The organism is Pseudomonas sp. WS 5027, assembly GCF_012985695.1.
Classification (GTDB): Bacteria; Pseudomonadota; Gammaproteobacteria; order Pseudomonadales; family Pseudomonadaceae; genus Aquipseudomonas; species Aquipseudomonas hygromyciniae.
This window is the reverse complement of the sequence record NZ_JAAQWU010000011.1, coordinates 157,058-169,371: the sequence shown is the minus strand read 5'-3', so window position 1 is coordinate 169,371 and position 12,314 is coordinate 157,058. Positions and strand designations below refer to the sequence as shown.

Here is a 12,314-nt window from a genome sequence, read left to right as displayed (position 1 = left end):
TGCACTGTTTTTGAAAGGTTTGAACCATGCGCGTTCTGATAGCAGAACAGGACCACCCGCTGTACGCCCGACTGCTGCGCGAAGCGGCGCCGGATATTGAAGTCCTGACCAGTGGCGACTCGGCTGAGTTGTCGCGCCTGGCCGCTGATTGCCCGGTGTGGCTGGGCCAGCCAGACCTGCTGGCAACCCTGCTGCGCCAGGGCCACCATCCGCAGTGGCTGCAATCGACCTGGGCCGGCATCACGCCGCTGCTGGCCGATGGCTTGCCACGGGATTATCGGCTGACCCGTGCCGTCGGCATTTTTGGCCAGGTGATGGCCGAGTACGTGCTCACCTATATGCTCGGTCACGAGCGTGAAGTACTGGCGCGCCTGGTGAGCCAGGTCGAGCGCAAGTGGGACAACCGCATGGGCCAGAGCCTGGCGGGGCGCAAGGTGCTGATTGTCGGCACCGGCGATATCGGCCAGAGCGTGGCGCAGTTCCTGCTGCCCTTTGGCGTGGAGTTGTACGGCATCGCCAGCCAAGCCCGGGAGCAGGCACCGTTTATCGAAGTGGCCGGGCCGGATCAACTGGGCCGTCTGGTAGGCGAGGTGGACTATGTGGTCAACCTGCTGCCCAACACGCCCAACACCCACGATCTGTACGACGCTGCGCTGTTCAAGCAGTTCAAGCCGACCGGGTTGTTTATCAACGTCGGCCGTGGCGTGGCGGTGGTGGATGCCGACCTGGTCGAGGCTTTGAAGGAAGGCCACCTGGCCGGTGCGGTTATCGATGTTTGCCGCCAGGAGCCACTGCCCCAGCGCCATCCGTTCTGGACCGCCTGGGGTTTGCTGCTGACGGGCCACAGCTCCGCGCCGACGTGCCCGCGCAGGATGGTGACGCTGTTTGTCGAAAACCTGCGGGCGTATCAGGCCCGGGAGGCACTGCGCGGCGAAGTCAGCTTCGAGCGTGGGTACTGAGGGACCTGGCCCACGCCCAGCCCGCGCGATGCGGGCCAGGGGCGTGGGCAAATGGCTGTTAACACTTATCCAATTTCACCCACGCCGAGGGTATGGGAGGCTCCTGTTTTCATCCTGAAAATGGCTCTCCCTCCATGGTTGATCTCACTGCTGTAACCAGGCAATTCTCCCAACCCCCTTCAGGCACCGTGCCGGTGCTCCTCCAGCCTGCGGGACCCGTGCGTGTCAAACGGGCCGCACCGCCCAGCACCGCGCTCAAGGCCGCCCTGGGCGAGAGACAGAACCTGCGTGCCGTCGCGCAACAACTCAACGCCATCGCCCTACGCCTGGGGGACCGTGCCACGGCACCGGCGATCCAGGCGGCACTGGCCTCCACTCCAGTGGACCTGCACCCCGACTCCTCGTCTCTGCGCCAAGACGGTGCCGCTGTCACCTTGGCCTCTTTCATCAGGGACCGGGGCCTGCACATGCCCGTCACGCACTTTCACCTCGACGCACTGGCCAGTGCGTTGAACCATAAAGTCCTGGAACACCCCTTGGCCGACTTTGCCGGCGGACTGTCCTGGCCCATTCCCATGAGTGCCGGCACCCAGCAAAAGCTTCTGGGCGCAGCCGTGACCTATTACCGTGACACCCGCTTGACCCCAGGGGTTCTGGAACACCTGAAGGGCGATTTGGCACTGTCTGACGAACAGTTGCGTGACCCGGTCAAGACCCTGGAATCGTTGATCGGCTCTGCACGCGCTCAAGCGCTGGGGCTGGCCATGCAAAACCAGCTGCAGGGCCTTGCGACGGACACCAGTGTCAATGAATTCGCGCTCACAGCCCTGCACCTGATGCTTGATCCCCAACCCCATCGCAACAAGGTCGCCGGTTACGATCTGGCGCACACGCGCCACTGGGGCCAACCGGCTGGCGCGGTTGTCGACGGGCTGCGTGAGCACCTGATCAGTCGCGCAAAAACCAGCCCTGAAATGGCCGGGGTCGGGGCCTATCTGTTACTGGCAAAAACGGCGCCGGAGTTTCTGATCAAGGAGATTCCCGCGAGCGTGACCTACGGCAGTCCGGCCTGGCTCAGCCTGTCGATCGCGGCGGCGACGATTGAAGCCCGTTCGCCTGGGAAGGTAGCGAACATGACCTTTGCACAGGTCATGTCCAGCGCTCAAAGTGCCGCGCGGCATAATCCGGCCATCACCGAACACGCGCAGAAACACGCGTTGATCGATTGGGGCATCGTCAACGGAGTGCTCGAAAACACAGACGATCAGCAGTACACCCCTGAGGCACTGGATTCGCTCCGAACCACCTTCAATCAATGGCAGAGCACACGGCTGCGTGCCTCTGAGTCATTGGATAAAGAGATCCCGACACGTAAGGATATCGCCAGGGCCCGGCTCATCGAGCGGTTTGGGGACTTGGGAGCGCTGTTCGAAGAGAAACTCATCTCGACCAACGGGCGGCTCGGGACCGGTGAGCAAGTTCGATTGGTGGGCCGCCATTCGTTGCTGGACATTGCCATGATGGATCTGGCCAACCCGGCACCGTTTTACTCAAGTGATAGCCGAATTCCTCTGGCGCAGTTGAATGCGAATCCACGGTTCGATGTGGGCCCTGCGTTCGATCAGCAATTTGCAGAGGCGATCGAGGAAAAAAAGAGCGCATTGCACACCACGGTCCGACAACTGATTGCTCAGTTGCCACTGGAGCACCGCAAGAACCTTGAATATGGCGCACTGACTTTCTATCAGGCGTCGTCCCACACCCTGGGGCTGGATTTCACCACCACCCTACCTGGGCCAAAAGTGCATACGCTGCTGGTAAGGGCTGAGCGAGACGGTGTTTCGACAGCCTATGAAATCGATTTGGGCAAAGGCCGGATTGAACCGGTCGACCTTGCCAAGGCCCAGGTCCAAAGCTTGCGTGTGGCCAATCGGGTATCTGAAACCAAGGTGTTCACACCCCGTGGCGATGACGTGCAGGGCTTGCGTGAACCCCGTCCACAGAGCGCGTTGGTCCCCCAGAGTTTTTCGACCAGCCGTACCCAACGTATCGCTGATGCCTTCGTTCAGCATCTTGAACTTGATGATCCCCAGATCAAGGAGCAGGCCAGGGGGCGCACGACGCTGGATGAGCAAATGGGCAGGGCGGCTCCGGTCGAGCAGTTCCTGCTGAACCTGATTCCATTGCGCTCGGCCATCGTCAACTTTCAGCAAGGCAACTACCGCGAGGGTGCTTTTGACCTGGTGCTGGATATCTTTGGGTTTCTCACTGCCGGGGCGGCGGCCAGTGGCAAGCTCGGCAGGTTGATTTCCAGTACAGCCAGCAGCGCCACCAAGGTTTTGCGCGGCGCCAAAATCATCGGCACCACCCTTGTCAATGCATTCAATCCCCTGGGCGGTTTGGGTGACCTGGCGGTGGGGGGCACGCTGTTGGCGAGCAAAGGCGGGCGCTTGCTGTTTGCCAAAGGGGTACTCGCTGTCAATAAGCTCAAGGGGGCGAACGGCAGCTATGATCTGTTGAAGGTCGCCAGCCGGCAGTACGATGCGGCGGCAACGGGCTCCCTGACGGTCGCGGGCCAGCGCATTGAGACCGGTGCTGTCCTGCAGAACGGCAAATGGTATGCCTTTGACGTCGACAAAATGCGCGCCTACGGGACCCCGCTCGAAGGCTTTACCCCCGGCACGAAGGCAACGAAGGGCATGCTTGCCCTGGCAGGCGCTGAGTCAGGCGCGCAGTTGAGCAATAAGGTGTTGGCCGAATTCAAGGTGGCGCCATCGATCATCGACGGGCTCTCAGGCAATAGTCGGGGTGTCTATACCACGGCCGACGGCCATTCTTCCTACATCCGCCATGTTGACCACAACGGTGAAGCCGCAGTCTATGAAGTTCGCCAGGTCACCCGCACTGAAGACGGGGCCGTCCAGGCACGGATCTATCACAATAATCGCCAGACGCCACTGCTGGTCCAGCATGTCCAGGGTGATCAGTGGCAACGCCTGGGGATTCGGGGCGGCAACCTACCTTCGGTCAAGGACGACCTGGGGCCTGTGATAGGTCAGGGCGGGGAGGGCATCGTCTACGAGAGCCTTGATGGCAAAAGTGTCTATAAAGACCTGGGCACTACCTCATTCAAGCCTCCTGCCGGTTTTCAAGACAGGGAGACCGAGTGTTTGAACATCTTTTACGGCGAGGGGTTTGCCACGACGATTTTTGAAGACGGGCACAAATACATAAAAATGGGCAAGATCGATGGCGTGGACCTGGCGCATATGCCCCAAGGCAGCCTGCCACCAACCGCTGGCTCGTTACTCGATGAGGCCATCGCGAAGATGGAGGCCAAGGATCTTTATCACAATGACTTGCAACTGAAGAACTTCATGTACAGCGCCAAAGACAACAAAGTCTACCCGGTGGATATGGATGCCATGATGGGCGAGCATGTCGTCGGGCCGGTAGCCAGCACCTACAACCGGCTAAAACAGGAACTGCGCCACGCCTACGCCGCTCTTGTCGAGAGGCGTAGGGACTGACCCTTCAGCAACTGCCGGTGCGATCAATCGTGGTGCGTGAAATCGCCGGCTGAAACCAGCTCGCTCAAAGGGCGCCGTGGGCTCGGGGCTTCCCGGGCCTGCAGGTAGTCGGCCAGGGTCGCCTTGTCCCCCAGCTTGCCCACGGCGATCGCCGCATGCAGTGCATAACCCTCGGGGATCTTCAGTTCCTTGCGAGTCAGTTCCTGATCGAAGCCGGCCATGCCATGGGTATGCCAGCCGCTGATGCTGGCTTGCAGCGCCAGGTGGCCCCAGGCTGAGCCGGTGTCAAAGGTGTGCCAGAGGGCCGGTGTCTCTTCGCTGGCGCCAGGTACGGCGAAGTGGGTTTTTGACGCGACGATCACCAGGGCCGACGCATGTTGCGCCCAGCCACGGTTGAATTCATTGAGCAGGCCAAGAAAGCGCTGCCAATCCGGCGTATCGCGACGGGCATAGAGAAAGCGCCAAGGCTGCGAGTTGTAAGCCGAAGGCGCCCAGCGCGCGGCCTCGAAGAAACTCAGCAGGGTTTGCTCCGGGATGCTTTCCCCGGTAAACGCACGCGGCGACCAACGTTCGGTGAATTGCGGGTGGATCGGATAATCGGCAACGCGTGCTTGAGTGCTCATAAGCGCATCCTGATGAAAAAAGCGGCCTTCAAAACTACTGCGCCGCTGTGTACCTGACAAGTCTTGCCCTACCGGCAGTCGTAAGCGCTTGGCCCCAGGGGGCTTGGGCACTAGACTGGCGGCCTTTTAACATACTGAAACTGATGTAGAGCCATGGCCGCCAAAGTCGAACCTTTCTGGATACGCAAAACCCTTGAGCACCTCGACCAGGAGGAATGGGAGTCGCTGTGCGACGGCTGTGGCCTGTGCTGCCTGCAAAAGCTCGAAGATGAAGACGACAACAGCGTCTATTACACGCGTATCGCCTGCAAACTGCTGGATCTGAAAACCTGCCAGTGCACCGACTACCCTAACCGTCGTGACTCGGTGCCCGACTGCATCCAGCTCACGCCGGGCCAGGCTGATCAGTTCAAATGGCTGCCGCCGACCTGCGGCTATCGTCTGGTGAGTGAGCGCAAGGACCTGCCGCTCTGGCACCACTTGGTCTGCGGTGATCGCGATGCCGTGCACCATGAACGCATTTCCCAGTCCGGCCGCATGCTCAGTGAAGGCAGCGTGCCCGAGGATGATTGGGAGGATTACCTGATTTTCCGCGCAGGCTGAAAAGGAGAGCGTATGACGGTCCAAGCCAAACTGGCGGTGAGCCTGCTGTTGTTGGGGTTGAGTGCGTCGGCGTGGTCGGCGAAAAAAGTCGACCTCGATTATCACGTCAAACTGTTGCCCCAGAGCGATCAGGCCGAAGTCCGTTTGAGCCTGTCCCAGGGCTCGGCGGTACGCAGCCTGGACTTCGATTTGGGACGCGACGGTGACTACAGCGACTTCAAGGCCGACGGCCAGTGGCAGGTCAGGCCAGACGCGGGGGCCAGCCGTGGCCTGTGGCAGCCGGGCGCCGACAAGGCTAGCCTGACCTACCGCGTGCGCTTGAGCCATGCGCGCAAGGCCGGCATCTACGAATCGCGCATGACCCCCGGTTGGGCGCTGTTTCGCGGCGAGGACCTGGTGCCGGCGGCCCGTCTTGATCAGCAGGACGGCGTGGAACTGGTGTCGCGGCTGACCTTCGAACTGCCGGCGGGGTGGAAAAGCGTCGAGACGCCCTGGCCGCGGATCGGCAAGCACAAATTCCGTATCGACAATGTGTCCCGCCTGTTCGACCGGCCTACCGGCTGGATGCTCGCCGGCAACCTGGGCAGCCGCCGGGTGCGCCTGGGCGAAACCGAAATCACCGTGACCTCGCCCAAGGGGCAGGCCATGCGGCGTATGGATGTGCTGACGTTACTGACGTTCGTCTGGCCTCAGGTACAAGCGGCGTTTCCAAGACACCCGGCCAAGCTGCTGGTGGTGGGCGCCAGCGACCCAATGCGCCGTGGCGCCTTCGCCGGACGCGACTCGGTGTACCTCAGTAGTCGCACGCCGCTGGTCAGCGAGAACGGCAGCAGCCCATTGATTCGTGAAGTGGTGCAAGCCATCGGCCGGTTCAACGACCATCAGGGCAGCGACTGGATCAGTGAAGGGCTTTCGGAGTATTACGCCATCGAGCTGCTGCGGCGTGCGGGGGGAATCAGCGATGAGCGTTACGCGGCGATCCAGTCCCGCTTGAGCAAGGACGGCAAGGGCGTGACCACGTTACGCGGCGAGCACGTCAGCGGTGCCACGGTGGCGCGGTCGGTGGTGGTGTTGCAGGAGCTGGATCGGGAAATTCGCCTGAAAACCCATAACAAGCGTTCGCTGGATGACCTGACACAGGCGCTGATGCGCCTGGACAGCATCAGTACCAAGGAGTTTGTACAGTTGGCGGAAAGCGTGATCGGCGAGTCTTCAGTGGTGCTCGACAGCAAGCTGCTGCACTGACCGGGCCCGTGTAGGCGCTGGCTTGCCAGCGATGCAGGCACCTCGGCCGATCAGATACACCGAGGTGATGCTATCGCTGGCAAGCCAGCTCCCACAGTTTGATTGGGGGTCAGCCGGTGGTTTTCTCGGCAGCCACTTCAGCCCGGGTCTTGAGGTTCTTCAACTCCTCGCCGGCGCGCTCGATCTTGGTCCGCACACTATTCATATCCTGACGGCTTTTTTCCAGCAGCGACTTGGCCGAGCTATGGCCGCTGATCCCGCGCGCCAATGCCACGCCGCCAATCGCCACCTGGATCAGGCCGAAAAAACCGCCCCGGCGAATGCCCTTGCCCATCATCACCACGCCACCGGCCAGGGAGCCAATGCGCTCCCAGCCCTGGACGTTCTGGGTCGGCTGGGTCTGGAACGGCGTCGATTCAATCACAGGGTTGAGGGTTCTGCTGTCGCTCATGGTCTGTCTCCAACAAAGGGCCATTGATATGCAACTGACTGTCGGCAGTTCAAGGATGTTCCCAAAAACTCAGTACTTGGGCCCCGAACGGGTGTTATTGCCCTTGGCCAGGCGGTCGTAGAGCACCACATTGACGGTGGCCGCCAGGTTCATGCAGCCGGTGGTCGGAATGTAGATCACGTCTTCGCACCAGTCGCGGATCTCTTTGTCGAGGGAGCCGTCTTCGGGGCCGAAGATATACAGCGCCCGATCAGGATGGGTGTATTCCGGCAGCGGCCGGGCGCCCTCTACCAGTTCCACGGCGACCGGGATGCAGCCCAGGGGCAGGATTTTCTTCAGATCGTCGATGCCGATCAGCGGGATATCGTGGTGGACCTTCTTGGTGTCGGTAATAAAGTCCCGGGCCCGCTCATAACGCTTACCGGTGTAGAACACCGAAGCCACCCCATAGCAGCCCGCGGCACGCATGACTGAGCCGACGTTTTCGGGGGATTTGGGGTTGTACAGACCGATGCAGCTGTAGCGTTTATTGCCCACGGGAGAGGGTGCCTTCGAGAAAAACCGCGATTATACGGGGATTGCTGTGGGAGGGCTTTAAATGGCTGGAGGCGCTTATATTGTGGCGAGGGGGCTTGTCCCCCGCTGGGCTGCGCAGCAGCCCTAAAACCATCCCCCAAGGAGTGCCTGATACACCCCATTCTGCCTGATTGGGGCTGCTGCGCAGCCCAGCGGGGGCGATACGGCGTCCCGGCAAGCCCCCTCGCCACAATCAGTCGTCCTTCTTCATCAACCCCGCCAGCGCCGCAAACGGGTTGTGCGTTGCCTTGGCAATGGTCGGACTGCTGGTGGAGCCTTCGCCGAAGTACTGTTGGTCGGTATAGCGCGAGTGCTCGTTGTCGTGGCAATACAGGCAGAGCAATTCCCAGTTGGAACCGTCCTGGGGATTGTCGTCATGGTTGTGGTTGCGGTGGTGCACGGTCAGTTCGCTGAGGCGCTTGCCAGCGAATTCACGGGCGCAGCGGCCACACACGTGGGGGTACATTTTCAGGGCTTTGTCGCGGTAGCCCATTTCCCGGTCGCGCTGGGCATCGGCGAGGATGCGGTCCAGCTTGGCGGTGTGGGAGGGCGGGTTGGTCGAGCTCATCATGGCTCCTGTTCATTTATTGGATAGGTCACGGGTGACGTTGATTCTAGCTGCTCGCCTGGCAATTTGCCTCAGCCCTTGAGCTTCTCGGCAATCCAGATGGTATGCCGGGTGCCCTTGTTGCCATGGGCAAAGACTTGCACTTCTTCGGCCTTGAAGCCGGCCTTGCGCAGCTTGTCGCTGAACTGCTTGTCGGCGCTGGCCGACCACACAGCCAGCACGCCCTTGGGGCGCAGGGCCTTGGCGCAGGCGCTGAGGCCGCCGGCGGAGTACAGCCAGCTGTTGGCTTTTTGCGTCAGACCTTCGGGGCCGTTGTCGACGTCGAGCATGATCGCATCAAAGCCCTGGGGCTCGGCTTGCAGGACTTTGGCCACGTCTTCCAGGCGGATCACGGTGCGCGGATCCTGCAACGGGTTGCCGGATTTTTCTCCAAGAGGGCCGCGATTCCATTCCACTACGCCCGGCACCAATTCTGCCACGACCACTTGCGCCGTCTTGCCCAGGTGCTTGAGCGCCGAGGCCAGGGTGAACCCCATGCCCAGACCGCCAATCAATACCCGCGAGCCGGGGCGCCCGGCAACTTTGCGACAGGGGATTTCTGCCAGGGCGTCTTCGGAACCGTGCATGCGGGTGTTCATCAATTGCCCGCCGTCACCACCCTGGATCTTGATCACAAAATCCTCGCCGTACTCGAACAGGCACAGGGCGCCGCCGTTGTCGGGGATGGGGGTGGTGTCGAGCAGCACGAAACGTTTCATGGAAATCTCATTGGGAAGGGCATTCTTGCGCGGTTGGGAGTAGCCTTGGGACTGATTAACAGTCAGGCCATGGAGCCATCGATGAAGTGCAGCATTCTAGCGGTCATTGTAGGGAGTGTGCTCACATTGGGTGCCGCACACGCCCAGCAGTTGCAACCCGTGCCGAACACACCGGCGACCACCACGGGTGCACCGGGTACTGCAACGCCGACCCCCTATCCGCAAGTCACACCGCCGACAGCGCCCAAGCCACAAGGGACCGGGGCGCCGTTGTTGCCGCCGATTGAAATGCCCAAGCCGCCCAAGGACCAGACCTTGCCCGGCTTGCAGCAAAACGACAGCAAGCCGAAGCCACCGGCGGCGGGTTCTTAAACCAACCCCAGGGCCTTGAACACAAAGGCGTATTCCAGGGCGACATCACGCAAGCCCTGGTAGCGCCCGCTCATGCCGCCATGGCCGGCCCCCAGCTCGGTCTTGAGCAGCAGCAGGTTGTCGTCGGTCTTGGTGGCGCGCAACTTGGCCACCCATTTGGCGGCTTCCCAGTACTGCACGCGGCTGTCGTTATAGCCGGCGATCACCAGCATCGCCGGGTAGGCCTGGGCGCTGACGTTTTCGTACGGCGCATAAGCCTTTATCCGCGTGTACACCTCGGGTTCCTGTGGGTTACCCCACTCGTCATATTCAGTGATGGTCAGTGGCAGGTCCGGGTCGAGCATGGTGTTGAGCACATCGACAAAGGGCACTTCGGCAATCGCCGCCTGGAACAGTTCCGGGCGCTGGTTGAGCACGGCACCGATCAACAGCCCGCCGGCGCTGCCGCCGCTGATGGCCAGTTGCTTGGAAGTGGTCAGGCCTTGGGCGATCAAGTGTTCGGCACAGGCAATAAAGTCGCTGAAGGTGTTTTGCTTGTGCTCCTGCTTGCCGGCGCGGTACCAGGCTTCGCCCAGCTCGCCGCCGCCACGCACGTGGGCAATGGCAAACGCCACGCCCCGGTCCAGCAGGCTCAAGCGTGCATGGGAGAACCACGGGTCCAGGCTTGAACCGTAGGCACCGTAGCCATACAGGTACAGCGGCGTTGGCTGGCCCACCTGATCGCGCTTGACCACCAGGCTGATCGGCACCTGGGTACCATCGGCAGACGTCGCCCACAGCCGCTGGCTGACATAGTCGTCAGCGTTGAACTCACCCAACACCGGGGTTTGCTTGAGCACCTGCTGTGCGCCGCTGGCCAGTTCCAACTGACGAACCTGCGCCGGGCGGTTCAGCGCTTCGTAACGCAGGCGGATCTTGTCGCTGTCGAACTCCAGGCTGTTTTGTACATACAGGCTGTAGGCAGCGTCTGGCAGCTCCACGCGATAGCTCGGCAGACCTTGTGGGTGCACGTCGATCACTGGCAGGCCGCCGATGCGCAGGCTCAGGGTCATGGCACGGGCATTGAGGGTCACGCCATCGAGCATGACCGCGTCATCGTGGGCAATCAGGTTGTGCCACTGCTCCTCGCTGGGCACGCTGCCGTTGTCCGCCGCCTGGAACAGCGCAAAGTTGATGCCGTCGCGGTTGCTGCGGATAAACCAGGTCCACTGGTCGTCCAGCTTGCCGTGGTCGACATCGTATTCATGGCCTTCAACCCGTGGCGCCAGGCAGGCAAACGGTTGTTGCGGCTGTTCGGCGTCCAGGGCCCAGATTTCACTGGTGGTCTTGCTGCCCAGGGCCAGGAGCAGTTGGCGCTCGGAACTGGAGCGGTAGCAATGCAGGAAGAAGCGGCCATCGGGCTCATGGAACACCTCTTCGGCAGCGGTACCGTCCAGGCGATAGCGATACAGCTTGTGTGGGCGATGGGTGTCGTCCAGTTCGCCGAAGAACAGCGTCAGGCTGTCGTTGGCCCAGGTCATGCTGCCGTCGCAATTTTCGAACGTCAGTTCGCTGACCTTTCCTGAAGACAACTCCTTCACGTACAGGGTGTAGATCTCTTCGCCATTGGTATCCAGGCTGTAGGCCAGGCGCTTATGGTCCGGGCTGATGCTGAAGGCACCGAGGGAGAAAAACCCGCCATTGGCCAGCACATTCGGGTCTAGCAGCAATTCTTCGGCACTTTCATCGATCTGCTGACTGTCATCGGCCGGGCGCGGGCAGCGGTAGTGGCGTGGGTATTCGTCACCGGCGGTGGTGCGCGTGTAGTACAGATATGGCCCCCAGGGCGAGGGCAGTGACAGATCGGTCTCGAGGATGCGCCCCTTGATCTCTTGAAACAGCGTTTCGCGCAGCTCTTTTTGATCATCGAGCTGTGCCTCTTGCCAGGCATTTTCGGCCTTGAGGTAGTCGAGCACCTCGCTGCTGTCGCGTTCCTGCAACCAGGCATACGGGTCCTGGCCTGGGGCGCTGCGGGCAATCGGGGCGGCAGTGATGTGGGTCGATGGAGGCATGGATCACTCTCTGTCTGGCAGTGGGCCGACGGCATTGCAGCCGTGGCACGGAAAAGCCGTTATCATACGGGCCTGTTTGCCTACCTTGCCATGGACACCATGACCGAGAACGACTATCTGACCGCTTGGGGCCTCTACGCCTTCGCCGCTTTGGGCTGCCTGCTGGTGTGGTTTCGCCTGACCCGCTGGATCTGGCGCTGGCTGCGCGAACCGCTGCGGTTGCTGATGGCGGTGCTGCTGTTGAGCCCGACCATTGTCGACCCGGTCAAGGAGCAGTTTGCCCCGGCCGTGGCCATCACCGCCCTGGATCTGTTGCTCAAAGTGGGCAATAACGCCTGGCGGGCGGTGTCCGATTTGCTGATGTACGCCATGATCGCCTTTGGCCTGTACCTGGTCTTTGTGCTGATCCGCTGGCCCATCGAGCGTGCCGCCAAGGCTCGTCGTGAGCACAAGGCCGCCGCTGCAGCAGCGCTCGCAGCCGAGCCTGAAGACGACGAACCCTATGGCCGTGCGCCGGCCCCTGTCAGTGGCATGCGGGTCGAGCCGCGTCTTTAACGTTGTAAGCCCTGCATCGAGAG

12 protein-coding genes are annotated in these 12,314 nt (G+C 61.5%); 6 read left to right on the top strand and 6 right to left on the bottom strand.

Going from position 1 to position 12,314, the window contains the following annotated elements:
- Positions 1-26 precede the first annotated feature (26 nt).
- Positions 27-959: a D-2-hydroxyacid dehydrogenase gene (locus tag HBO09_RS15395; RefSeq protein ID WP_169993472.1), complete on the top strand. Its 933-nt coding sequence runs from the start codon at positions 27-29 to the stop codon at positions 957-959.
- A gap of 218 nt (positions 960-1,177) precedes the next feature.
- Positions 1,178-4,489, top strand: a complete 3,312-nt coding sequence (locus tag HBO09_RS15390; RefSeq protein WP_169993470.1) for a hypothetical protein — start codon at positions 1,178-1,180, stop codon at positions 4,487-4,489.
- Positions 4,490-4,512: 23 nt separating this feature from the next.
- Here HBO09_RS15390 and HBO09_RS15385 read toward each other — a convergent pair whose 3' ends face one another.
- Positions 4,513-5,112, bottom strand: coding sequence for a nitroreductase family protein (locus HBO09_RS15385; RefSeq protein WP_169993468.1), 600 nt, complete (start codon positions 5,110-5,112; stop codon positions 4,513-4,515).
- A gap of 153 nt (positions 5,113-5,265) precedes the next feature.
- Here HBO09_RS15385 and HBO09_RS15380 point away from each other — a divergent pair, with 153 nt between their 5' ends.
- Together HBO09_RS15380 and HBO09_RS15375 are read left to right on the top strand one after the other, a co-directional pair.
- Positions 5,266-5,715, top strand: coding sequence for a YcgN family cysteine cluster protein (locus tag HBO09_RS15380; RefSeq protein ID WP_029292333.1), 450 nt, complete (start codon positions 5,266-5,268; stop codon positions 5,713-5,715).
- A gap of 12 nt (positions 5,716-5,727) precedes the next feature.
- Positions 5,728-6,960, top strand: coding sequence for a hypothetical protein (locus tag HBO09_RS15375; RefSeq protein ID WP_169993466.1), 1,233 nt, complete (start codon positions 5,728-5,730; stop codon positions 6,958-6,960).
- A gap of 109 nt (positions 6,961-7,069) precedes the next feature.
- Here HBO09_RS15375 and HBO09_RS15370 read toward each other — a convergent pair whose 3' ends face one another.
- From HBO09_RS15370 to HBO09_RS15355, 4 genes are all read right to left on the bottom strand, one after another.
- Entirely contained in the window at positions 7,070-7,411 is a 342-nt protein-coding gene (locus HBO09_RS15370) for a DUF2892 domain-containing protein (protein WP_169993464.1), read from the bottom strand.
- A gap of 69 nt (positions 7,412-7,480) precedes the next feature.
- Positions 7,481-7,948 (bottom strand): RNA methyltransferase, encoded by a 468-nt coding sequence (locus HBO09_RS15365; RefSeq protein WP_003210674.1) that lies wholly within the window; start codon positions 7,946-7,948, stop codon positions 7,481-7,483.
- A 232-nt stretch (positions 7,949-8,180) separates the two neighbouring features.
- Positions 8,181-8,555, bottom strand: a complete 375-nt coding sequence (locus HBO09_RS15360) for a YajD family HNH nuclease (RefSeq protein WP_003210675.1) — start codon at positions 8,553-8,555, stop codon at positions 8,181-8,183.
- A 71-nt stretch (positions 8,556-8,626) separates the two neighbouring features.
- Positions 8,627-9,313 carry a hypothetical protein gene (locus HBO09_RS15355; protein ID WP_070995103.1) on the bottom strand — a complete coding sequence of 229 codons (687 nt, stop codon included), beginning with the start codon at positions 9,311-9,313 and terminating at the stop codon, positions 8,627-8,629.
- Positions 9,314-9,394: 81 nt separating this feature from the next.
- Between HBO09_RS15355 and HBO09_RS15350 the strand changes: the two genes are divergently transcribed.
- Positions 9,395-9,685, top strand: coding sequence for a hypothetical protein (locus HBO09_RS15350; RefSeq protein ID WP_169993462.1), 291 nt, complete (start codon positions 9,395-9,397; stop codon positions 9,683-9,685).
- Here the strand turns inward: HBO09_RS15350 and HBO09_RS15345 are convergent.
- A complete protein-coding gene (locus HBO09_RS15345; RefSeq protein WP_169993460.1) occupies positions 9,682-11,736 on the bottom strand; it encodes a S9 family peptidase in 2,055 nt (684 codons plus the stop codon). The genes HBO09_RS15350 and HBO09_RS15345 overlap by 4 nt on opposite strands.
- A gap of 90 nt (positions 11,737-11,826) precedes the next feature.
- Here HBO09_RS15345 and HBO09_RS15340 point away from each other — a divergent pair, with 90 nt between their 5' ends.
- A complete protein-coding gene (locus tag HBO09_RS15340; RefSeq protein WP_262381238.1) occupies positions 11,827-12,291 on the top strand; it encodes an MFS transporter in 465 nt (154 codons plus the stop codon).
- Positions 12,292-12,314 lie beyond the last annotated feature (23 nt).

Bases quoted from the DNA above. Each gene is read 5' to 3' on its own strand.
- HBO09_RS15360 (WP_003210675.1), bottom strand. From the start codon at position 8,555: ATGAGCTCGACCAACCCGCCCTCCCACACCGCCAAGCTGGACCGCATC.
- HBO09_RS15395 (WP_169993472.1), top strand. From the start codon at position 27: ATGCGCGTTCTGATAGCAGAACAGGACCACCCGCTGTACGCCCGACTG.
- HBO09_RS15375 (WP_169993466.1), top strand. From the start codon at position 5,728: ATGACGGTCCAAGCCAAACTGGCGGTGAGCCTGCTGTTGTTGGGGTTG.
- HBO09_RS15350 (WP_169993462.1), top strand. From the start codon at position 9,395: ATGAAGTGCAGCATTCTAGCGGTCATTGTAGGGAGTGTGCTCACATTG.
- HBO09_RS15380 (WP_029292333.1), top strand. From the start codon at position 5,266: ATGGCCGCCAAAGTCGAACCTTTCTGGATACGCAAAACCCTTGAGCAC.
- HBO09_RS15345 (WP_169993460.1), bottom strand. From the start codon at position 11,736: ATGCCTCCATCGACCCACATCACTGCCGCCCCGATTGCCCGCAGCGCC.
- HBO09_RS15385 (WP_169993468.1), bottom strand. From the start codon at position 5,112: ATGAGCACTCAAGCACGCGTTGCCGATTATCCGATCCACCCGCAATTC.
- HBO09_RS15340 (WP_262381238.1), top strand. From the start codon at position 11,827: ATGGACACCATGACCGAGAACGACTATCTGACCGCTTGGGGCCTCTAC.
- HBO09_RS15355 (WP_070995103.1), bottom strand. From the start codon at position 9,313: ATGAAACGTTTCGTGCTGCTCGACACCACCCCCATCCCCGACAACGGC.
- HBO09_RS15370 (WP_169993464.1), bottom strand. From the start codon at position 7,411: ATGAGCGACAGCAGAACCCTCAACCCTGTGATTGAATCGACGCCGTTC.